The sequence below is a fragment of the Kitasatospora sp. NPDC051164 genome (genome assembly GCF_044455625.1).
Classification (GTDB): Bacteria; Actinomycetota; Actinomycetes; order Streptomycetales; family Streptomycetaceae; genus Kitasatospora.
The window spans coordinates 181,017-204,327 of sequence record NZ_JBITFB010000004.1 but is presented as its reverse complement, the minus strand read 5'-3'; the positions used below and the strand labels follow the sequence as shown (position 1 = coordinate 204,327).

At 72.3% G+C, this 23,311-nt stretch carries 13 protein-coding genes; 8 read left to right on the top strand and 5 right to left on the bottom strand.

What is annotated here, in order from left to right; translation table 11 throughout:
* Window positions 1-24 precede the first annotated feature (24 nt).
* Window positions 25-1,386, top strand: coding sequence for a type I glutamate--ammonia ligase (glnA, locus tag ACIBEC_RS07960; RefSeq protein WP_360492636.1), 1,362 nt, complete (start codon window positions 25-27; stop codon window positions 1,384-1,386).
* A 256-nt stretch (window positions 1,387-1,642) separates the two neighbouring features.
* Window positions 1,643-2,716 (top strand): hypothetical protein, encoded by a 1,074-nt coding sequence (locus tag ACIBEC_RS07955; RefSeq protein ID WP_360492633.1) that lies wholly within the window; start codon window positions 1,643-1,645, stop codon window positions 2,714-2,716.
* Between the two features lie 187 nt (window positions 2,717-2,903).
* Here the strand turns inward: ACIBEC_RS07955 and ACIBEC_RS07950 are convergent, their stop codons facing one another.
* Complete coding sequence (locus ACIBEC_RS07950) at window positions 2,904-3,650, bottom strand: class E sortase (RefSeq protein WP_360492631.1); 747 nt, start codon at window positions 3,648-3,650, stop codon at window positions 2,904-2,906.
* A gap of 232 nt (window positions 3,651-3,882) precedes the next feature.
* Here ACIBEC_RS07950 and ACIBEC_RS07945 point away from each other — a divergent pair, with 232 nt between their 5' ends.
* On the top strand, window positions 3,883-6,906 hold the full coding sequence (locus ACIBEC_RS07945; RefSeq protein ID WP_360493026.1) for a bifunctional [glutamine synthetase] adenylyltransferase/[glutamine synthetase]-adenylyl-L-tyrosine phosphorylase: 3,024 nt from the start codon (window positions 3,883-3,885) through the stop codon (window positions 6,904-6,906).
* 133 nt (window positions 6,907-7,039) lie between these two features.
* On the opposite strand, the gene ACIBEC_RS07940 is transcribed toward ACIBEC_RS07945, so the two are convergent.
* Window positions 7,040-8,008: a phosphatase PAP2 family protein gene (locus ACIBEC_RS07940; RefSeq protein ID WP_360492628.1), complete on the bottom strand. Its 969-nt coding sequence runs from the start codon at window positions 8,006-8,008 to the stop codon at window positions 7,040-7,042.
* Window positions 8,009-8,327: 319 nt separating this feature from the next.
* On the opposite strand from ACIBEC_RS07940, the gene pulA reads away from it, so the two are divergent.
* The 4 genes from pulA to ACIBEC_RS07920 all read left to right on the top strand — a co-directional run bounded on the left by pulA (window position 8,328) and on the right by ACIBEC_RS07920 (window position 19,263).
* Window positions 8,328-13,850, top strand: coding sequence for a pullulanase-type alpha-1,6-glucosidase (gene pulA, locus ACIBEC_RS07935; RefSeq protein ID WP_360492626.1), 5,523 nt, complete (start codon window positions 8,328-8,330; stop codon window positions 13,848-13,850).
* Between the two features lie 659 nt (window positions 13,851-14,509).
* Window positions 14,510-16,843: a M4 family metallopeptidase gene (locus tag ACIBEC_RS07930; protein ID WP_360492623.1), complete on the top strand. Its 2,334-nt coding sequence runs from the start codon at window positions 14,510-14,512 to the stop codon at window positions 16,841-16,843.
* Window positions 16,844-17,191: 348 nt separating this feature from the next.
* Entirely contained in the window at window positions 17,192-18,928 is a 1,737-nt protein-coding gene (locus ACIBEC_RS07925; protein ID WP_360492619.1) for a carbohydrate-binding module family 20 domain-containing protein, read from the top strand.
* 113 nt (window positions 18,929-19,041) lie between these two features.
* Entirely contained in the window at window positions 19,042-19,263 is a 222-nt protein-coding gene (locus tag ACIBEC_RS07920; RefSeq protein WP_360492616.1) for a hypothetical protein, read from the top strand.
* Between the two features lie 55 nt (window positions 19,264-19,318).
* On the opposite strand, the gene ACIBEC_RS07915 is transcribed toward ACIBEC_RS07920, so the two are convergent.
* The gene (locus ACIBEC_RS07915; RefSeq protein ID WP_360492613.1) at window positions 19,319-20,062 is read right to left on the bottom strand and encodes an SDR family oxidoreductase; all 744 of its coding nucleotides are present in this window, start codon (window positions 20,060-20,062) and stop codon (window positions 19,319-19,321) included.
* Between the two features lie 422 nt (window positions 20,063-20,484).
* Between ACIBEC_RS07915 and ACIBEC_RS07910 the strand changes: the two genes are divergently transcribed.
* On the top strand, window positions 20,485-21,528 hold the full coding sequence (locus ACIBEC_RS07910; protein ID WP_360492610.1) for an alpha/beta hydrolase-fold protein: 1,044 nt from the start codon (window positions 20,485-20,487) through the stop codon (window positions 21,526-21,528).
* A gap of 64 nt (window positions 21,529-21,592) precedes the next feature.
* Here the strand turns inward: ACIBEC_RS07910 and ACIBEC_RS07905 are convergent, their stop codons facing one another.
* Window positions 21,593-22,603, bottom strand: coding sequence for a hypothetical protein (locus ACIBEC_RS07905; RefSeq protein ID WP_360492608.1), 1,011 nt, complete (start codon window positions 22,601-22,603; stop codon window positions 21,593-21,595).
* A 121-nt stretch (window positions 22,604-22,724) separates the two neighbouring features.
* Window positions 22,725-23,246: a SigE family RNA polymerase sigma factor gene (locus tag ACIBEC_RS07900; RefSeq protein WP_360492605.1), complete on the bottom strand. Its 522-nt coding sequence runs from the start codon at window positions 23,244-23,246 to the stop codon at window positions 22,725-22,727.
* Between the last annotated feature and the right edge of the window lie 65 nt (window positions 23,247-23,311).

Below are 23,311 nucleotides of genomic sequence, written 5' to 3'. Positions count from 1 at the left end.
AAGAGCAGAGGTGAGACTGTCCCCATGGGCAAGCAGCAGCAGTTCGTGCTTCGGACGCTCGAAGAGCGTGACATCCGGTTCGTCCGGCTGTGGTTCACCGACGTGCTCGGGTTCCTCAAGTCGGTCGCGGTGGCGCCGGCCGAACTGGAGCAGGCCTTCGAGGAGGGCATCGGGTTCGACGGCTCCGCGATCGAGGGCTTCGCCCGGGTGTACGAGTCCGACATGATCGCCAAGCCGGATCCGACCACCTTCCAGATCCTGCCGTGGCGCTCGGAGACCCCGGGCACCGCCCGGATGTTCTGCGACATCCTGATGCCGGACGGCTCACCGTCCTACGCCGACCCCCGGTTCGTGCTCAAGCGCACCCTGGAGAAGGCCTCCGAGCAGGGCTTCACGTTCTACACCCACCCGGAGATCGAGTTCTTCCTGCTGAAGAACCTGCCCGGTGACGGCACCGCGCCGATCCCCGCCGACCAGTCCGGCTACTTCGACCACACCCCGCGCGGGGTCGGCCACGACTTCCGCCGCCAGGCGATCACCATGCTCGAGTCGATGGGCATCTCGGTCGAGTTCTCGCACCACGAGGGCGCCCCCGGCCAGCAGGAGATCGACCTGCGCTACGCCGACGCGCTGTCCACCGCCGACAACATCATGACCTTCCGGCTGGTCATGAAGGAGGTCGCGCTGGAGCAGGGCGTGCACGCGAGCTTCATGCCCAAGCCCTTCTCCGAGCACCCCGGCAGCGGTATGCACACCCACCTCTCGCTGTTCGAGGGCGACCGCAACGCCTTCCACGAGTCCGGCGCCGAGTACCAGCTCTCCAAGGTCGGCAGATCCTTCATCGCCGGCCTGCTGAAGCACGCCGCCGAGACCGCCGCCGTCACCAACCAGTGGGTGAACTCCTACAAGCGGATCTGGGGTGGCTCCCAGCGCACCGCCGGGGCCGGCGGCGAGGCGCCGTCCTACATCTGCTGGGGCCACAACAACCGCTCGGCGCTGATCCGGGTGCCGATGTACAAGCCGGGCAAGCAGGGCTCCACCCGGATCGAGGTCCGCTCCCTCGACACCGGCTGCAACCCCTACCTCGCCTACGCCGTCACCCTCGCGGCCGGCCTGAAGGGCATCGAGGAGGGCTACGAGCTCCCGCCCGGCGCCGACGACGACGTGTGGGCGCTGTCCGACTCCGAGCGCCGCGCCCTCGGCATCCAGCCGATGCCGCAGAACCTCGGCGAGGCCATCGACCTGATGCAGCGCAGCGAACTCGTCGCCGAGACGCTGGGCGAGCACGTGTTCGACTTCTTCCTGCGCAACAAGCGCCAGGAGTGGGAGGAGTACCGCTCCGAGGTCACCCCGTTCGAGCTGCGGAAGAACCTCCAGGTGCTCTGACGGATCCGTCGGTCATCGCGTGGGCCTGGTCCGGTCGGACCAGGCCCACGCCGCTCGTGTGGCCGACCGGACCGCGGTCGGATCCGCGCCTCGGCCGCCTTGAGCGAACCGTCAGGCGGTGTGGGCGGCGCGGGCGGCATCCCCCGCGCACGTTAATCCGTTGGGCCAATGCGGTTACTCTGCAGCGATGCGAGTCGTGACCGGGTGACGGAGAGGCGTATCCAGAAGGTCCGTTTGCGGATCATCCTGGAGTGTCATGCGTATTCGAATCACCACCCTGGTCCTGTCCGGACTGACCTCGGCCGCCCTCGTGTGGGGTGCCGGCTCCGCGGCCTACGCCTCGCCCGTCGTCGACCACAGCGCGTCCTCCGAATCGGCCGGGGCCCGGGGCGAATGGGTCGACAGCCTCCTTCGTCAGGCCGAGAGGGACAACGGCGACGCCACCGGCACCTTGGCCTTCAGCGGCCGTGGTGCCCTCAAGTCCGGGCCGGTGTTCAGCCAGACCTACCGAACCGACGGTGGCACCGAGATCGACGGAACCTCGGCCGACATTCCGGCGGCGGACAGCGCGAAGCCGGTCGACCTTCCGGCGGTGGACGGCGCGAAGCCGGTCGACCTTCCGGCGGTGGACGGCGCGAAGCCGGTCGACCTTCCGGCGGTGGACAGCGCGAAGCCGGCCGACGCCCCCGAGCGGGACAAGGCGGGCGAGCCGGGCGAGGAAGGAACCGAGCAGGACGAAGTGGGTCAGCCGAGCGAGGAAGGAGCCGAGCGCGGTCGGCCCGTGGCCCAGCCGTCGACGCTCGCGCTCCCCGAGGGCCTGTCGGCCGGTAGCGGCAAGCGCTGCGACGAAGGCAAGCACGGCCACGGCGTCCACCACGGCCCCGGCTGCTCCTGCCACCCCTGCGAGCACGTCAGCCATGGCGAGCACGGCGAGCACGGCGAGCACGGTGAGCACGGCGGGCAGGAGCAGGGCCAGCACGGCGAGCAGAACCAGTCCCAGGGCCAAGGCCAGCACGTCGACGTGACCGTCACCGTGCAGAACAACCTCAACAACAGCGCCAGCAACTCGAACAAGCAGGCCTCGCACAACGTGAACAAGGTCAAGTTCGTCGCGGAGGAGCGAGCGCCGTACAAGACGGTCCACCTGGGCGGCCACGAGCACGAGGCGAAGGGCGGGCACCACAACGCGGGCGAGCAGCGCCCGGCCGGGCACAGCCACGAGGAGCTGGCCCAGACGGGGAGCCAGGAGGCGCCGGTGCTGATCGGCCTCTCGGCGGCGTTCCTCGCGGCGGGCGCGGCAGCCATGCGGGTCAGCCGACGGCGTGCATGACCGGGACCGTCCCCCGGGGCGCCGGGTAGCGCCCCGCCCGGCCGGTCAACGGCCGGGCACGACGGCGAACCAGGGGCTGGTGCGCCGGCGGTTGCCGAGTATCGAGTGACGGACGGGCGGTGCACTGGGGGCGCACCGCCCGTCGGTCGTGCGTCGGTGTCACCGCCTCCGCCCTTCGAGGGCCCCGCTAGCGCAGCTCGGGGGGCGGCGTACGGCCCGGGTCCACCGGCTGTTCCCGGACCAGGCTGCCCCAGACGGCCATCCGGTACAGCGACGTGTAGACCGGCGTGCAGGTCGTCAGGGTGATGTAGCGGCCCGGCTCGGTGTACGGGGAGCCGGTGGGCACGGGGGCGATGACCCCGGTGTCGTACTTGGAGGTCTGGGGCAGCGTGGCATCGACGCGGTAGACGTACCAGCGGTCGCGGGTCTCCACGACCAGCGGGTCGCCCGGCTTCAGCCGGTCCAGGTCGTGGAACTTGGCGCCGTGCCCGTCGCGGTGGGCGGCGAGGGCGAAGTTGCCTTGGGCTTCCCAGGGCATGGCCGAGGGGTACGGCTCCGTGTAGGCGCCGGCGACCCCGTCCGCGAGGGTGTCCTCGTCGGCACCGACCTTGATCAGCACCTGGTAGCCGGTTCCGAGGGCCGGCACGTGAAGGAAACCGATGCCCCCGCCCGCGTCGAACGGGGGCGGCGCGGCGGTCCCCGCGGCGCCGGTCGGTGCGGGCGTCGGGGCCGTCGCCGACCAGGACTTGCGCAGCTGCTCGGCGGCGAGGCCGGCGTGCCGGGCGGCCGTGAGGTTCGTCCACCACAGGGAGTAGACGACCAGCAGGGCGAGCAGCACACCGATGGTGAACAGCACGTCGCCGAGCACGCCGACCACACCCCGGAGGGGGCGTCGGCGTGCGGTCGGCTCCCCGGCCGGGTGCTCGGTCGCCATGGGTCGTCCCTTCGGATGGGGGAGCGCAGGGGCGGACCCGGGCGGGGAGGCACCCGGCGCGGGAGCCGCCGCCGGGGGCGTCCCGGCTGGTCATGCGCGTACTCCACCGCGCCCGCGAGTCGGCGGGCAAGCCGACACGCCATGCGGCCATCGGGCGGGCCGCTCCGCGGTCGCGTCCGGCGGTGGGCCGCGCAGGCGCGTAACCTGCTGGAGCGGACGGATGGAGGGGCCGATGGCGGTGGACGAGCAGCGGGCCGGGAGCCGGGTCAGCAAGCCGGAGAACCGGCTGGTCCGGCGCGGGTTCGGCGACCCGGCGCGGGCGGTGCGGCTGTTGGAGGGCCCCGGGCTGGAAGGCCTGGCCGACGACCCCGTGCTGCTGGACGCGCTCGGCGCCACCGCCGACCCCGACCTCGCGCTGCTCGGCCTGGCCCGGCTGATGGAAGCCGCCGACGAGGCCGACCGGCACACCCTGCGCGACACCCTCACCACCTCCAAGCCGCTGCGCGACCGGCTGCTCGGCGTGCTCGGCGTCTCCACCGCGCTCGGCGACCACCTGGCCCGGCACCCGCACGACTGGCACACCCTGGTCACCTTCGAGCTTCGCGACATGCACCCCGGCCCGGAGGACTTCCGCCGCGCCCTGTCCGAGGGCGTCCGCGGCGGCGGCCCCGGTCCGGCGGACGCGCTGCGGATCGCCTACCGCCGCTGCCTGCTCGCCATCGCCGCCCGCGACCTGACCGGCACCAGCGACCTCGCCCGGACCGCCGCCGAACTCGCCGACCTGGCCGGCGCCACCCTGCAGACCGCCCTCGACCTCGCCGCCGAGCATGACCCGGAAGCCGCCGCGGCCTGCCGGCTCGCGGTGATCGGCATGGGCAAGTGCGGTGGCCGCGAACTCAACTACGTCTCGGACGTGGACGTCATCTTCGTCGCCGAGCCGCGCGAGGGCGTGGAGGAGCACGAGGCGGTCCGGGCCGCGACCCGACTGGCCGCCGCCCTCACTCGGCTCTGCGCGGACACCACCGGCGAGGGCACCATCTGGCCGGTGGACGCCAACCTGCGCCCCGAGGGCCGCAACGGCCCGCTGGTGCGCACCCTGGCCAGCCACCTCGCCTACTACCAGCGCTGGGCCAAGACCTGGGAGTTCCAGGCGCTGCTCAAGGCCCGCCCGGTCGCCGGGGACGCCGAACTCGGCGCCGCGTACATCGAGGCGCTCGCCCCGCTGGTCTGGCAGGCCGCCGCCCGGGACAACTTCGTCACCGACGTCCAGCAGATGCGCCGTCGGGTGATCGACTCCATCCCGGTCACCGAGCTGGACCGCCAGCTCAAGCTCGGCCCGGGCGGGCTGCGCGACGTCGAGTTCTCCGTCCAGCTGCTCCAGCTGGTGCACGGCCGCACCGACCCGGCGCTGCGCAGCGGCAACACCCTGGAGGCGCTGGCCGCGCTCTCCCGGGGCGGGTACGTCGGCCGGGCGGACGCCGCCTCGCTGGACACCGCGTACCGCTTCCTGCGCTCGCTGGAGCACCGGATCCAGCTGTACCGGCTGCGCCGCACCCACCTGATGCCCACCGGGGCCGAGGACCGGCGCCGGGTGGCCCGCTCGCTGGCCACCCTGATCAACGACGACACCCGCGCCGACCCGGTGGCCGCGCTGGAGCGGGAGTGGAAGCGCCACGCGGTGGAGGTCCGGCGGCTGCATGAGAAGCTGTTCTACCGGCCGCTGCTCGACGCCGTCGCCGAACTGCCGCCGGGCGCCACCGGGCTGACCCCGGACGCCGCGCGGGCCCGGCTGGAGGCGCTCGGCTACACCGACCCGGCGGCCGCGCTGCGCCACATCAGCGCGCTGGCCTCCGGGGTGAGCCGCAAGGCCGCGATCCAGCGCACCCTGCTGCCGGTGCTGCTCGGCTGGTTCGCCGACTCGGCCGACCCGGACGCCGGGCTGCTCAACTTCCGCCAGGTCTCCGACGCGCTCGGCCGCACCCCCTGGTACCTGCGGCTGCTGCGGGACGAGAGCGCCGCCGCCGAACAGCTGGCCCGGGTGCTCTCGGCCGGCCGGCTCGCGCCCGACCTGCTGCTGCGCGCCCCCGAGGCGGTGGCCATGCTCGGCGACCCGAACGGCCTGGAACCGCGCGGACGGGCGGCGCTGCAGTCGGAGATACTGGCCGCCGTCGGCCGGGCCGGGTCCACCACTGCCGCGGTGGCCGCGGCCCGCTCGGTGCGCCGCCGGGAGCTGTTCCGGACGGCCGCCGCGGACGTCCTCGGCCGGCTCGGGGAGGACCCCGCCGAGGCGCTGGACACCGCCGGGGAGGCGCTCACCGCCCTCAATGCCGCCACCCTGCAGGGCGCGCTGCGGGCCTGTGTCGCGGGCTGGGAGGCCGAGAACGGGGACCTGCCGACCCGGATCTCGGTGGTCGCGATGGGCCGCTTCGGCGGCCACGAGCTGGGCTACGGCTCGGACGCGGACGTGCTCTTCGTCCACGAGCCGCTGCTCGGCTCGCTGGAGCAGGAGGCCGCCCGGGCCGCCCAGGCGATCTGCCACGAGCTGCGCGCCCAGCTGGGCGCGCCGTCCACCGAGCCGCCGCTACTGGTCGACGCCGACCTGCGGCCGGAGGGGCGCAGCGGACCGCTGGTGCGCAGCCTCGCCTCGTACGCGGCGTACTACCGGCGCTGGTCGCACGCCTGGGAGAGCCAGGCGCTGCTGCGGGCCGAGCCGGTCGCCGGGGACGAGGAGCTGGGCACGCGGTTCCGGCAGCTGATCGACCCGCTGCGCTACCCGGGCAACGGGGTGCCGGAGCGGGACCTGGTGGAGATCCGCCGGATCAAGGCCCGGATCGAGGCCGAGCGGCTGCCGCGCGGGGCCGACCCGACCACCCACACCAAGATCGGCCGGGGCGGGCTGGCGGACGTGGAGTGGACGGTGCAGCTGCTCCAGCTGCGGCACGGCCACGAGCTGCCGGCCCTGCGCACCACCCGGACCAGGGCGGCGCTGGCGGCCGCGGTCGCGGCCGGGCTGGTGGAGCCGGAGGACGCGGAGGTGCTGGAAGCGGCCTGGGTGCTGGCCTCCCGGGTGCGGGCGGCGGTGATGCTGGTGCGCGGCCGGCCCGGGGACAGCTTCCCGGGGGAGGCCCGGGAGCTGGCCGGGGTGGCCCGCTACCTCGGGTACGGCGCCGGGCACAGCGGGGAGCTGCTGGACGACTACCGGCGGACCACCCGGCGGGCCCGGGCCGTGGTGGACCGGCTGTTCTACGGCCTCTGACCGCCGGCGACCGCCCGCTGACGGCCGCGACCGCCGCTGACGGCCTCTGCCCGTCTCCGGGTACGCGACTTCCGGGTACGCGAAAGGGGCCCCTGCGCGGGGCCCCTTCGTCGTGGTCCGTTCGCGGCTGCCGCTACCGGCGCGCGCTGCTGGCCGCGGGCTCGCTCCACTGCTCCGGGACGGTGATCGGCTGCTCGGCCGCCGCCTCCCGGGCGGGCACCTGCGGCAGCTTGTAAACCCACTCGTGGTACAGCCAGCGGGCGGCGAGGAAGCCCAGGCTCAGGCAGATCTCGCCACCGACGGCGTCCATCCAGAAGTGGTTGGCGGTCGAGACGATGACCACCAGGGTGGCGGCCGGATACATCAGGCCGAGTGCCCTGACCCACTTCCGGCGGGCCAGGAAGAAGATCGCCAGACCGCACCACATCGACCAGCCGATGTGCATCGAGGGCATCGCGGCGTACAGGTTGGAGACGTGTGCGGCGGGCCCGGAGGCGAACGAGCCCCAGGTGCCGTGGGTCTTCACGGTGTCGATGAAGCCGCCGTCGGTCATCAGCCGGGGCGGGGCCAGCGGGAAGGAGTAGAAGCCGACCAGGGCGATCAGGGTGGTGACGAACAGCACGGTACGGGCCGCGACGTAGCGGCCGGGGTGGCTGCGGTAGAGCCAGACCAGGACGCCGATCGTGATCACGAAGTGCAGGGTGGCGTAGTAGTAGTTCATCCCGGTGATGAGCCACCCGACGCCGTCCACGGCGTGGTTGATCGAGCGCTCGACGGCGATGCCGAGGTGCTGCTCGAGCTCCCAGATCCAGCGCGTGTGCTTCTGGGCTATCGATTCCTGCTGCGGGACCGCGTTGCGGACGATCGAGTAGATCCAGTAGCTGATCCCGATCAGGGCCAGCTCGATCCAGATCCGCGGTCGGGCCGGTGAACGGCGCTGCTCGCGGAAACGGTGGCGCAGGGCCGCGGTACGGGACTGCGCGGCGCGGGTGGCTCCGTCGGGCGCGCGGCCGGGGACGGCCGTCGCTGCCTCGGAACCGCCACCGCTGGCCGCGTCGGCGCGCCGGGCGTCGCCTCGCTGGATCTCGGTCGGTTCCCCCATGGCCGAGAAGTCTGCCAGACCGCTCGTAGCCGTCTGCTCATCCTCTGGAAGTGGATTCTTCACCGGCTGTCCCCCTTGAGGGCTAGGGGCCGGCTCCCACCGGGGGAGGGGGTGCGCAGGGTTCTGGGGCATACCGGTGGGACGGACATACGTCCCATTGTCACGCCCGTCGCTCCGGGGGAGTAATCGGGGGGTGGCCGGAGACGGCCGCCGGCCTGGATTTTCCCGGCACGAAACGGTTTCTGCATCTTGCTGAAACATATTGCAGGCCGCTAGCTTCCTGGAAACTCGATCGCCCCTTCCCCTAAGGGAGCCCTCAGTGGCCGATGTCCCGCTCCGCCCCCGACGGAGCAGAACAACCACCCGCAGGCCAGGCCGCACGGCCGTCCTGCTGGCCGCCGCGCTGACCGCCGCCACCCTCGGCAGCGTCCCCGCGGCCCACGCCGCCGCCCCGCCGGCCCCGCCCTCGGACACCGCGCTCGCCGCCACCGCCGGGCGGCACGACCTCACCCGCGAGCAGTTCTACTTCGTCCTGCCCGACCGCTTCGCCGACGGCGACCAGGCCAACGACACCGGCGGCATCACCGGCGGGCGGCTGGAGAACGGCTTCGACCCCGCCGACAAGGGCTTCTACCACGGCGGCGACCTGGCCGGCCTGATCCAGAAGCTCGACTACATCCAGGACCTCGGCACCACCGCGATCTGGATGGCGCCGATCTTCAAGAACAAGCCGGTGCAGGGCAGCGGCGCGGACGCCTCGGCCGGCTACCACGGCTACTGGATCACCGACTTCACCCAGGTCGACCCGCACTTCGGCACCAACGAGCAGCTCAAGGACCTGATAGCCAAGGCGCACGCCCGCGGCATCAAGGTCTTCTTCGACGTCATCACCAACCACACCGCCGACGTCATCGACGACGCCGAGCAGCAGCACGGCTACCGCTCGGCGGGCGCCTACCCGACGCTCGACGCGGACGGGAACCCGGTGGACGAGACCGCCGTCGCCGACGCGGGCACCCCCTGGCCGCGGACCACCAAGGACTCCTTCCCCTACACCCCGGTTTTCCGCAACCCCGGCGACGCGAACGCCAAGACCCCGTCCTGGCTCAACGACCCCTCGCTCTACCACAACCGGGGCGACTCGACCTTCGTCGGCGAGTCCGCCACCGAGGGCGACTTCAGCGGCCTGGACGACCTCGACACCCAGAACCCCCGGGTGGTGAAGGGCTTCGAGAAGGTCTACCAGCAGTGGGTCCAGGACGCCGGCGTGGACGGCTTCCGGATCGACACCGTCAAGCACGTCAACATGGCGTTCTGGCAGCAGTGGGCCCCCGCGCTCAAGGACTTCGCCGCCCGGCAGGGCAACAAGAAGTTCTTCATGTTCGGCGAGGTCTACTCCGGCGACCCGGCGATCACCTCGCCCTACGTCACCAAGGGCAAGCTGCAGGCGACCCTGGACTTCCCGTTCCAGGGTGCGGCCCGCTCGTACGTCTCCCAGGGCGGCTCGGCGAAGACCCTCGCCGACGTCTACGGCCAGGACTACCGCTACACCGGCGCCGACACCGACGCGTACGAGCTGCCGACCTTCCTCGGCAACCACGACATGGGCCGCTTCGGCTCCTTCCTGCTCGCCGACAACCCGGGCGCCGACGAGGCGACCCTGCTGAAGAAGGACCGGCTCGGCAACGAGTTGCAGTTCCTCACCCGCGGGCAGCCCGTCGTCTACTACGGCGACGAGCAGGGCTTCACCGGCGCCGGCGGCGACAAGGACGCCCGGCAGGACCTGTTCGCCTCCAAGACGCCCTCCTACAACAGCGACCGGGTGCTCGGCGGCACCTCCGGCCCGGCCGACCGGTACGGGCAGGGCGGCGAGCTCTACCAGGGCATCGCGGGGCTCGCCAAGCTGCGCCGCGACAACCCGGCGCTGGCCGACGGCGCCCAGATCGAGCGGTACGCCGCCGACGGCGCCGGCGTCTACGCATTCTCCCGGATCGACGCGGGCCAGCAGGTCGAGTACCTGGTGGCGGTCAACAACGCCACCGAGGCGAAGACCGTCACGCTGGACACCTTCTCCGCGGGGATGGGCTTCGACCGGATCCACCCGGCGGCCGGGGACCGCGTCACCAGCGGCCCGGACCGCAAGGTGACCGTCACCGTGCCGGCGCTCTCCTCCGTCGTGTTCAAGGCGGGCGGCAGGCTCGCGGCCGTCGGCGCGGCGCCGCAGATCGCGGTGCAGCCGCCCGCGGACGGCTCCACCGGACTCGTCACGGTGGGCGCCCACGTCGACGGCGGCGGCTTCGACCGGGTCACCTTCGCCGCCCAGATCGGCAACGGGGCCTGGCAGACGCTGGGCACCGCCGACACCGGGAAGTACCTCGTCACCCAGGACCTGAGCGCCGTCGCCCCCGGCACGGTCGTGCGGTACAAGGCCGTCGTCCAGGACTCCAGCGGCCACCTGCGCTCCGCCACCGGCAGCTTCACCACCGGCACCCCCGCGCCCAAGCCGGTGCCCACCGCCGGCGCCCGCCCCTACGCCGTCGTCCACTACAACCGGCCGGACGGCGACTACGACGGCTGGAACCTCTACGCCTGGGGCGACCTCGCCGACGGCGAGGCCACCCCGTGGCCGGCCGGGCACGGCTTCACCGGGCGCGACGCGTACGGCGCCTTCGCGTACGTGCGGCTGAAGCCCGGCGCCTCGGACGTCGGGTTCATCGTGGAGAAGAACGGCGTCAAGGACGTGGACGCCGACCGGCACATCGACCTCGGCAGCACCGGCGAGGTGTGGCTCAAGCAGGGCGACCCGGCGGTGCGCACCGCCGACCCCGGCCCGGGCAACACACAGCCGGCGAACACCGCCGTCATCCACTACAACCGGGCCGACGGCGACTACGACGGCTGGGGCCTGCACGACTGGACCGGCGCCGCCACCCCCACCGACTGGGGCAAGCCCCTGACGCCGGTGCGCCGCGACGCCTTCGGCGCCGTCTTCGAGGTGCCGCTGGCCCCCGGCGCGACCAGCCTCAGCTACATCCTGCACAAGGGCAACGACAAGGACCTGCCCGCCGACCAGTCGCTCGACTTCGCGGTCGACGGCAAGGAGATCTGGATCCTCGGCGGCCGCGAGGGCCACCTGCTGCCGCAGAACCCGGCCGCCTCCTCGCAGCTGGACCTCGGCAGCGCCAAGGCGCAGTGGATCGACGCGAAGACCGTCGTCGTCCCGGCGAACTACGGCGCGGGCGACGACGCCCTGGCCGGCGGTACCAGCGCCCAGCTGGTGTACGACCCGGCGGGCGGCATCCGGGCCGACAAGGGCGTGCTGACCAAGCCCGGCCAGTGGCTGCGGCTCACCCCGGTCAAGGGCGGACTGACCGACGCGCAGAAGGCCGAGTTCCCGCACCTGGCGGGCTACCGGGCCTTCACCGTGGACGCTCGGGACACCGCCAGGATCCCGGCCGCGCTGCGCGGCCAGCTGCTGTTCACCGAACACCTGCCCAGCGGCGCGGTGTCGGCCGCGACCGGGGTCCAACTCCCGGGCGTGCTGGACGACCTGTACGCCGCCAAGACCGCCAAGGTCGACTTCGGCCCGGCGTACTACGACGGCAAGGTGGCGCTGTCCCTCTGGGCGCCGACCGCGCAGGAGGTGTCCGTCCAGGTCTTCGACGGCCCGGCCGGGGGCACCCCGAGGACGCTGCCGCTGAAGCTGGACGACGAGACCGGCGTGTGGGAGGTCGTCCGCGACAAGAAGGAGTTGGACGGCAAGTACTACCTGTACCAGGTGAAGGTCTGGGCGCCCTCGGTGCAGCAGGTGGTGGTCAACACCGTCACCGACCCGTACTCGGTGGCACTGTCGGCCGACTCCGGGCGCAGCCTGGTCGCCGACCTCGACGCCAAGGCGCTCAAGCCCGCGGGCTGGGACGACCACGCCCGCCCGCAGTCCGTCCCGCCCGGGCAGCAGCAGATCCAGGAGCTGCACGTCCGGGACTTCTCGGTCGAGGACGCCACCGTCCCGGCCGCCGAGCGCGGCACCTACCTGGCGTTCACCGAGTCGCAGTCGGCCGGCATGCAGCACCTGCGGGACCTGGCCAAGGCCGGGGTGACCACGATCCACCTGCTGCCGACCTTCGACATCGCCACCATCCGGGAGAACCGGGCCGACCAGAAGCTGCCTGCCTGCGACCTCAAGTCCCTTCCCGCGGACGGCCCGAAGCAGCAGGAGTGCGTGGCGGCCGTCGCCGCCGACGACGCCTACAACTGGGGCTACGACCCGCTGCACTACAACGTGCCGGAGGGCTCGTACGCCACGGATCCGGCCGGCACGGCCCGTACCGTGCAGTTCCGGCAGATGGTGCAGGCGATGCACGCGGCCGGGCTGCGAGTGGTGCTCGACGTCGTCTACAACCACACCGCCGCCGCCGGGCAGGCCGAGCACTCGGTGCTGGACAAGGTCGTCCCCGGCTACTACCAGCGGCTGGACGCCAACGGCAAGGTGACGGCCGACAGCTGCTGCGCCGACACCGCGCCCGAGCACGCCATGATGAACCGGCTGGTGGTCGACTCGGTGACCCTGTGGGCCCGCGAGTACAAGGTGGACGGCTTCCGCTTCGACCTGATGGGCCTGGACCCGAAGTCCACCATGCTGGACGTGCAGGCCGCGCTGCGGAAGATGACCCCGGACTCGGACGGCGTGGACGGGAAGAACGTCCTCCTGTACGGCGAGGGCTGGAACTTCGGCGCCGTCGCGAACAACGCCCGGTTCGAGCAGGCCACCCAGCTCAACATGGCCGGCACCGGCATCGCCACCTTCGACGACCGGATGCGCGACGCCGCGCGGGGCGGCAACTTCATGCTCGACTCCGCGCCGCAGCAGGGCTTCGCCTCGGGCCTGTTCACCGACCCGAACGGCTCACCCGCGAACGGCACCCCGGAGCAGCAGAAGGCCCGACTGCTGCACCAGATGGACCAGTTGAAGGTGGGGCTGACCGGCAACCTGGCCGGGTACTCCTTCACCGACAGCTCCGGAAAGGCCGTCACCGGCGCCCAGGTCGACTACAACGGTTCCCCGACGGGATACGCGGCCAAGCCGGGCGAGGCGGTGGAGTACGTGGACGCCCACGACAACACCGACCTCTTCGACGCGCTCGCGTACAAGCTGCCGACCGGCACCGAACCCGCCGACCGGGCCCGGATGCAGGCGCTCGGGCTCTCGCTCACCGCGCTCACCCAGGGCGCGGGCTTCGCCCAGGCCGGCAGCGACCTGCTGCGCTCCAAGTCGCTCGACTCCAACTCCTACGACTCGGGGGACTGGTTCAACGCGATCCACTGGCCCGATCCGGCGACGGGGGCGGTGGCCGGCAACGGCTGGGGCCGCGGCCTGCCGCCGGCGGCCGACAACAAGGGGATGTGGCCGACCGCCCAGTCCCTGCTGGCGAACCCGAAGCTGACCGTCGGCGCGACCGACATGCGGGCGGCCTCGGCGCAGTACCAGGAGTTCCTGCGGATCAAGCAGTCCTCGCCGCTGTTCTCCCTGCCCACCCTGGCCGCCGTCCAGCAGCGGCTCTCGTACCCGCTCTCCGGCACCGCCGGCGAGACGCCCGGGGTGATCACCCTGCATCTGGACGGCACCGGGCTGAAGGGGGCGGAGAAGGGCATCACGGTGGTCTTCAACGCCACGCCCACCGCGCAGGCGCAGACCGTCGCGGCCCTGCGGGGGACGGGCCAGGCGCTGCACCCCGTCCAGGCGAGCGGGGCGGACCAGGTGGTGAAGCAGTCCGGCTTCGACGCCGCGACCGGCACGTTCACCGTGCCGGGGCGCACTGTGGCGGTGTTCGTCCAGCACTGAGTCCGGTACCGGACAGGTGACGAGCCGGCGCCCGATTCGCCACCCGAGCCGGCACCCGGCATGGCACCCGATCCACCACCCGAGCCGGCACGGATGCGGTACTGGTCCGTATACCTGTGCAACTGTCAGGCCCCGCACCGCCGTTCAGGTGGAGCGGGGCCTGGTTCCGTTCCGGTCGCAGTGTGGCCGGAAACCGCTTCTGGCACGGCCGGAACTGTGACGTGCCGCGCTCGCCCGGCGCTGTCCGCTACTCGGCGGTACGGGCGGTGGTTCTGAGTGCTGGTCAGTGACCGCCGGTGGTGATCGAACTTTGTCCGGAGCATGAAAACCGTGTTCATGAGTTTGCAATCACTTAGCACAACTGACGAACCACCATGCATACGGTTTCGGTAATGAATCGGCCAATCAGTGGCATGCATCTGTCATCGGCGGCCGGTTTGCTGCCACGATTCGTCCGGCTGCAGACGAGGGGGCCCCACCTCCCGGTGCAGCTGTTCCGCCAAGGTGCAGCGCGTCCTGACCCTGCAACGGGTTGTGAGCACCGCAACCCGCTACCGCACCTCCGTCGCACCCGGCGGGGGCCCCCACTGCGCCGCAACCCCGCGGCCCAGGTTTCTCTCCACCGGCGCGACCCAGCGCCGGTCGGAAAAGGAGTCCGCATGTCCCGTTACGCTCACGCCCGGAAGGCGGCGGTCGTCATGGCCGCCTCCACCGCGCTGCTGGTCACCGGCATACCGGTCATCGCCCAGGCCGCCACCGCGGACGCGCCGGCCGCCGTCGCCGCCCAGCAGACCACCCGGGCCGCGCTGATCGCCTCGGCGAACCAGCAGACCGCCTCCCTCGCCCAGGCCCTCGGCCTGAGCGGCCAGGAGAAGCTGGTCACCAAGGACGTCGTCCAGGATGCCAACGGTGGTCGCCACCTGCGCTACGAGCGCACCTACGCCGGACTCCCGGTCCTCGGCGGCGACCTGATCGTCCACCAGGACGCGGCCGGCGCCACCAAGAGCGTGACCAAGGCCAGCCAGGCCGACCTCGCGGGCGTCGAGACCACCCCGGCCCTGGCCGCGCCGAAGGCCCAGGCCGCCGCGCTGGCCGCCGAGGCGGGCTCCGTAGACACCGCGCCGCGGCTGGTCGTCTGGGCCGCCGACGGCACCCCCAAGCTCGCCTGGGAGACGGTCATCGCCGGCCGCGAGTCCGACGGCACCCCGAGCAAGCTGCACGTCGTCACCGACGCCAAGACCGGTGACGTGCTCAGCAAGGCCGACGGCATCCAGCGCGGCTCCGGCACCGGCGTCTTCGTCGGCAACGTGCCGCTGACCACCACCCAGAGCGGCTCGACCTACTCGCTCAAGGACGCCACCCGTGGTGGCCAGTACTCCACGGACATGAAGAACGGCACCTCCGGCAACGGCACGCTGTTCTCCAAGTCCTCGGACACCTGGGGCAACGGCCAGGCCAGCAACCGCGAGTCGGCCGCCGTCGACGCCCAGTTCGGCGCCGCCGCCACCTGGGACTTCTACAAGAACACCTTCGGCCGCAACGGCATCCGCAACGACGGCGTCGGCGCCATGAGCCGGGTCCACTACGACACCGGCTACGTCAACGCCTTCTGGGACGACAGCTGCTTCTGCATGACCTACGGCGACGGCTCGGGCGACACCCACCCGCTGACCGAGCTCGACGTCGCGGGCCACGAGATGAGCCACGGCGTCACCGCGGCCACCGCCAACCTGAACTACTCGGGCGAGTCCGGCGGCCTCAACGAGGCCACCTCGGACATCTTCGGCAACATGGTCGAGTTCTACGCCAACCTGCCCGCCGACAACCCGGACTACCTGGTCGGCGAGCTCATCGACATCAACGGCAACGGCACGCCGCTGCGCTACATGGACAAGCCCTCCAAGGACGGCACCTCGGCCGACTCCTGGTACTCGGGCGTCGGCAACCTGGACGTGCACTACTCGTCCGGTGTCGCCAACCACTTCTTCTACCTGCTGGCCGAGGGCAGCGGCGCCAAGGTGATCAACGGCGTCAGCTACAACAGCCCGACGGTCAACAACATCACCGTCACCGGCATCGGCCGGGACAAGGCAGCGCAGGTCTGGTACAAGGCGCTGACCGCCTACATGACCTCCACCACCGACTATGCGGCCGCCCGTACCGCGACCCTGAGCGCGGCCACCGACCTGTACGGCGCGAACAGCGCCGAGTACAACGCGGTCGCCACCGCCTGGGCCGCCGTGAACGTCGGGGGGCTGCCCAACCCGGGCGGCGTCACCGTCACCAACCCGGGCAACCAGTCCACCGCCGTCGGCACCGCGGTCAACCTGGCCATCAAGGCCTCGGGCGGCACCGCTCCGCTGTCGTACTCGGCGGCCGGCCTGCCCGCGGGCCTGGCCATCAACGCCTCGACCGGCGCGATCACCGGCACCCCGACCGCCGCGGGCACCTCGAACGTCACCGTGACGGTCAAGGACTCGGCCGGCAAGTCCGGCACGACCAGCTTCACCTGGACCGTGACCAGCGGTGGCGGCGGCGGCTGCACCCCGGCGCAGCTGCTCGGCAACCCGGGCTTCGAGACCGGTTCGGCGGCGCCGTGGACGGCGAGCTCCGGCGTGGTCGACAATAGCTCCAGCCAGGCCGCGCACGGCGGTTCCTGGAAGGCGTGGATGGACGGCTACGGCTCCTCCCACACCGACACGGTGTCGCAGACCGTGAGCATCCCGGCGGGCTGCAAGGCGACGCTGAGCTTCTGGCTGCACGTCGACACCGCGGAGTCGGGCACCACCGCGTACGACAAGCTGACCGTGTCGGTGAACGGCACCGCGCTGAAGACGTACTCCAACGTCGACGCCGCGGCGGGCTACCAGCAGCGCACCTTCGACCTGTCGGCCTACGCGGGCCAGACGGTCACCGTGAAGTTCAACGCGGTCGAGGACTCCTCGCTGCAGACGAGCTTCGTGATCGACGACACCTCCGTCCAGACCGGCTGAACCCGGACCGGTTCCCCCTGAGGGGCCGGTGAGCCAGGACAGGGGAGGGGCCCGGCGGCTACGGCTGCCGGGCCCTTGTCGTGTGTCCCGTTCCAGCGTGTCCCGCTGCGGTCGATACAGAAGCGCGGCGATGCGGACCGTGGTGATGCGGAACGTGGTGATGCGGAACGTGGTGATGCGGAACGTGGTGATGCGGAACGTGGTGATGCAGAAACGTATCTTCCAGGGACCTTGACGGTGTCTCCCGGTGACTCTAGGTTCAGCGCTGCAAGTTTCCGGCAAGTTACAGAAACTTCCTGCAGGATTCACCACCGGCTGCCCCACCCCAGCCACCCCCCAGGAGACGACGTGGTCACCACCGCCCCCACCCGCCGGCCCGCCCGCGCGGCCGGCGCGCTCGCCGCCTCGGCGGCGCTCGCGCTCTCGTTCGGCACCACCCTCGGTGCCCCCGCCGCCCAGGCCTCCCCGCCCGCGAACAACGGCAAGGACGTCACCGCCACCCTCTTCGAGTGGCGCTTCGACTCGGTCGCCCAGGCCTGCACCTCGACGCTCGGCCCCAAGGGCTACGGCTTCGTCGAGGTCTCCCCGCCGCAGGAACACATCCAGGGCCCGCAGTGGTGGACCTCCTACCAGCCGGTCAGCTACCGGATCGCCGGTCGGCTCGGCGACCGCACGTCCTTCAAGAACATGGTCGACACCTGCCACGCGGCCGGGGTCAAGGTGATCGCCGACGCGGTGGTCAACCACATGTCGGCCGGCTCCGGCACCGGCACCGGCGGCACCGCGTACACCAAGTACAGCTACCCCGGCACCTACCAGGACCAGGACTTCCACTCCTGCCGCCAGCCGATCTCCGACTACCAGAACCGCGCCGACATCCAGAACTGCGAGCTGGTGAACCTCGCCGACCTGGACACCGGAAGCGCGTACGTCCAGACCACCATCGCGCACTACCTGGACGACCTCGGCTCGCTCGGCGTGGACGGCTACCGGATCGACGCCGCCAAGCACATCGCCGCCGCCGACCTCGCCGCGATCAAGGCGAAGACGGCCAACCCCAAGGCCTACTGGGCCCAGGAGGTCATCTACGGCGCCGGCGAGCCGATCCAGCCCACCGAGTACACCGGCACCGGCGACGTGGACGAGTTCCGGGTCGGCACCGATCTCAAGCGCATGTTCACCGCCGACAAGCTCGCCAACCTCAACGGCTGGGGCGCCTCCTGGGGCTACCTGCCGAGCGACCAGGCGCGCAGCTTCATCGACAACTGGGACACCGAGCGCAACGGCTCCACCCTCAACTACACCTACGGCAACACCTACACGCTGGCCAACGTCTTCCTGCTGGCCTCGCCGTACGGCGCCCCCAACGTCTACTCCGGCTACTCCTTCACCAACAAGGACGACGGCCCGCCGAACGGCGGCACCGTCAACGCCTGCTACCAGGACGGCTGGAACTGCACCCACGCCTGGCGGCAGATCGCCAACATGGTCGGCTTCCGCAACGCCGTGGCGGGCACCGGGGTGACCGACTGGTGGTCCAACGGCAACAACGCGATCGCCTTCGGCCGCGGCAACAAGGGCTACGTCGCGATCAACCACGAGAGCGGCGCGATCACCCAGACCTTCCAGACCGGGCTGCCGGCCGGCACCTACTGCGACGTCCAGCACGGCGACCCGCAGGTGGGCGGCGGCTGCACCGGCCCGACCTACCAGGTGGGCGCCAACGGGCAGTTCACCGCGACGGTCGGCGCGGGCGACGCGGTCGCGCTGTACGTCCAGCCGGGTACGACCGTCTCCGGCGCCTCGTTCAACGTCAACGCGACCACCGGGTACGGGCAGAACGTCTACGTGGTCGGCGACGCCGCGGCGCTCGGCGGCTGGGACCCGGCGAAGGCGCTGCCGCTCTCGTCCGCCGGCTACCCGGTCTGGTCGCTCGCGCTCTCGCTGCCGGCCGGCACCTCCGTCCAGTACAAGTACGTCCGCAAGGACGCCAACGGCGCGGTGACCTGGGAGTCCGGCGCCAACCGGACGGCGACCGTGCCCGCCGGCGGGGTCGTGACGCTGAACGACACCTGGCGGCCGTAGCCTCCTCGCCGTCCCCGGGAACCCCGTCAGCATGCTCTGACGGGGTTCCCTCGTACGGGTGGCCGCGCGGTTTCAAACCCCGGCGGGCGAAGGGGCGCTGACACCATCGCGGAATGAGAACCACCCCCCTCGTCCTGGACCTCGAACTGCGCGGCGGCCGCTGGGACGGCCACCGCAAGCGCGTCAACGCCGACGCCCCGCCGCCCGCTCTGCGGATGGTGCTCCGCGCCGAACTGCCCGCCGCCGAGAGCGGCGAGTACTGGCCGACCACCAGCGTCTACCGGCTGGACGAGGACGGCGAGGCGCTGCGCTACCGGCACTCGCACGACGAGTGAGCGCGCCCCGACGTACGGCGTTCCGCCGGCCGCGCCCGAGGCGCGAGGCGGGTGCTCAGCCGCGCCCGATGTACGGCATGGCGGTCGCCATCACGGTGGCGAACTGCACATTGGCCTCCAGCGGCAGCGCGGCCATGTGCCGTACGGTCCGTGCGACGTCGGCCACGTCCATGGTCGGCTCGGGGGCGATCCGGCCGTCCGCCTGCCGGACGCCCGCGCTCATCGCCGCCGTCATGTCGGTCGCCGCGTTGCCGATGTCGATCTGCCCGCAGGCGATCCGGTAGGGGCGGCCGTCCAGGGACAGCGACTTGGTCAGGCCGGTGACCGCGTGCTTGGTCGCCGTGTAGGCGATCGAGTGCGGGCGCGGGACGTGCGCCGAGATCGAGCCGTTGTTGATGATCCGGCCGCCCTGCGGGTCCTGGGCCCTCATCTGCCGGAACGCCGCCCGGGCGCAGAGGAAGGCGCCGGTCAGGTTGACGTCGACCACCGCCCGCCAGGCCTCGACCTCCAGCTCCTCCACCGGGACGGCCGGGCCGAAGCTGCCGGCGTTGTTGAACAGCAGGTCCACCCGGCCGTGCCGCTCGGCGGCCGCGGCGAACAGCGCGTCCACGGCGGCCGGGTCGGTGACGTCGGTCGGCACCACGTCGGCCGGGGCGCCGCAGAGCCGGGCGGTCTCGTGCAGCGGCTCGGCCCGCCGGCCGGCCAGCACGGGCAGCCAGCCGGCCGCGGCCAGTTCGACCGCCACGGCCCGGCCGACGCCGCTCCCTGCTCCGGTGACGACGGCGATCTGCTGGGGCATGGCGCTCTCCTCGGTGGCGGTGCACGCAGTGACGGTGGCAGTGGCAGTGGTGGTGTCCCGGTCGGTCCTCGAGGAGATCGTTCCGGATCCGCGGGCCGCCGTCACTGGTCGAAAACACCCAAAATCCGCCGACCGGACGAGCGCGCGGCTGTGACCCCCGCCGTCCGGCCCCCGCCACCCGACGGGAGTGGTGAAGGGTTTTACCCGATCGCGAACAAACATTGGATTTCCGGTGGCCGACGCGCAACCGGCCCATCCCGGGCCACGTCATAAGATCGCAGGAAGGCGCGCCCCCGCGAGGGACGGCACGCCATCACTCCGGGGGCCGTACCAGCGTCGTGTCCCCGGGTCTGTCCGGCCCCACCGGGGGGCCGCCGCCCGGTCGACGGACCGGGCGCGACATCGGTCGGAGAGTCCTCACCGTGCTTAGGCAGTCGTCCCGTTCCCGTGCCGTCCTGTCCGGCGCCGCCCTGCTCGCCCTGGCCGCCTCGCTCGCGGCTTGCGGGAGTTCCGGTGGTGGGAAGGGCGACAGCGCCAAGCCGGACGCCGGGCCCGCCTCGACCGGCAGTGCCGAGGGAACCCCGACCGGCGCCGGCTCGGGCACGGCGATCTCGGCCGGCACCGGCAAGGTGCTGATGCCGACCGGCCCGAACGCCAACCTCAGCAAGGTCCGGGACACCGCCGCCGGCCCGATCTTCCTGACCACCGTGACCGGCGCGAAGTCCGGTGTCGCCGGCAAGGTCTGGGTCTGGCTGCCGCCCGAGTACAACGACCCCAAGTTCGCCAAGACCGGCTTCCCGGTGCTCACCCTCTTCGCGGGCGGCCAGAGCAACGGCTACAACACCTGGACCGACAACCAGTTGCCGATCCAGGAGGAGAACGAGCGGCTGGTCAAGGAGGGCAAGTCCCACCCGTTCATCATGGTCATGCCGGTGCAGAACTTCAACGGCGACGAGAAGAACGCGCTGGACTGCTCCGACATCCCGGGCCAGCCCAAGATGGCCACCTGGATGGCCCAGGACATCCCGGACTTCGTCCGCGCCAACTTCCGCACCGTGCGCGGCCGCGACGGCTGGGGCGTGATGGGCGCCTCCACCGGCGGCTTCTGCAGCGCCAAGCTCGCCCTGCAGTACCCCGACGTCTACAAGGCCGCGGTGCCGATCGACGGCTACTTCATCCCGGACTCGCTGCTGTGGAAGGGCCACGACGCCGAGCGCGCGGCCAACAACCCCGACGTGCTGGTCACCGAGGGCAAGGCCGACGTGAAGATGCTGGTCACGGCGGGCGGGGCCAACCCGTACGAGACCAAGGTGGTCAAGTCCTGGGTGGCCAAGGCCGCCCCGCCGGTGGGCATCACGTACTTCGAGCAGCCCGGCGGCAAGCACCTGACCTCGGACTTCAAGAAGATGATCCCGGACACCCTGGAGTGGCTGACCAAGAACCTGGCCGGGCCGGCGGCCGACTGAGGCCGGTCCGTCGCGCACCGCGGCTGCCGTGCCCGGTGCCCCGTGCCTCGGCGGCCGCGGGCGGTCAGTGAGTCGGGGACAGGGCCGAGGACGGGGACGGGGTGGAGGTCTTGGGCGGTCCGGGGGCCTTGGGCGGTCCGGGGGTCGTGGACGGTCCTGGGGTCTTGGGCGGTCCGGGAGGTGTGGTCGGTCCGAAGATCGGGTCCCCCCAGCCGTCCCGGACCGCCGCCACGAACCCCGGCTGCCCGGACAGCACCAGCAGCTGCGGCAGCGGCACGGTCGGGTCGCCCGGCTGCGGTCGGGCGCCGGCCCGGACGAACAGCAGGACGTACGCCAGGTCGTCCGGGGTGACGATACGGAGCTGGGCCTCCCGGCCGCGGTGGGCGGCCGACAGCGGGTGTAGCGCCCAGACCGTCGAGCCGTCCGGCAGCTTCATGCCCACGCAGTCCTCGCCCTCCGGATTCATCGGGCCCCAGGCGTTCGAGCGCGGCCCGCACGGCGAGTCGGTGCCGCCCGACGGTCCGGCGGGACCGTCCAGGCGTCGGCTCACCGTGACCGTGCCGCCGTCGGTCCTGGTCAGCAGGTAGTCGTTCGCCGTGGCGCCCCGGAAGACCTGCACGATGTCCTCGGGCGGGTGGGCGCGCAGCAGGGCGAGCAGGCTCAGGCTGCCGTCCGCGGCCGGGCCGCCGGTGGTCGGCCTGCCCGGGGTCGTGCTGCCTGGTGCCGTGCCGCCCGTTGCCGTGCCGCCCGTCCCGGTGACCGCCGGGGACGGCGGGACGGACGGGCTCGGCATGGCGGACGTCAGGCCGGGCGCGCTCGCCGCCGGGACGAACTCCCGGCCGGACCCTTCCACCGGGGTCCGCCCGCGCACCGCCCAGCCCGCCGTGGCCAGCAGACCCACGGCGGCCGCGGTCGCGACCGTCGCCAGCAGATGGCGCCGGCGGCGCAGCCGTGCGCCCGATCGGCGGACCTCCGGCAGCAGTGCCGCGGGAGTGGCCGGCTCCGGCTGGTCCAGGACCGTGCGGAACAGTGCGCCCATGTCGTCGGCGTCGAACGCCGGATCGTCCCCGTTCAAGACCGCTTTCCTCTCGTCTCTCGCTCGTCCCGGGCGGCCCGTTCCGCCCCTGTGTCCGGTTTTCGGCGCCCCGGCCCGCGCGTCCGGCCGGGGCTCGCCCGGCTCGCTGGTCCGGACCGGATCAGCTCGCCGCGATCTCCCGCAGCGAGTCGCCGAGGATCACCCGTAGCTGGGCCAGCCCCCGGCTGGTGTTGGACTTCACCGTGCCGGTGCTCTGCCGCAGGGCCGCCGCCGTCGCCTCGACCGACTGGTCCTCCCAGAACCGCAGGACCAGCGCCGCCCGGTAGGCCGGGGTGACCTGCGCGAGCGCCGCCAGCAGGGCCAGTCGGCGCTCCGGGTCCGCCGGGGCCGCGGCCCGCGGACCGGTCGCCGGTGGTTCCGGCAGGTCCGGTGCGGGCACCTCGTGCGAGCGGCGCAGGCGCCGGGCGTCGATGTAGGTGCGGACCAGTGTGGTCCGGGCGTAGCCGGCCGCCGCATCCGGGTCGCGCAGCCGGGTCCAGCGCGAGTACAGCTTCACCAGCGTGGTCTGCGCAAGGTCCTCGGCGAGGTGCCAGTCGCCGCAGAGCAGGTAGCCGGTGCGGCGCAGCGTGGCGTACCGACCCGCGACGAACTCGTCGAACGACTGCTCCTGCTCCGGTGACATGCGGCCTCGCTGTTCCCCTGGACTCCCCGGCGCGTGTGGTGCGCACCCTCACCCGGGTACACGGG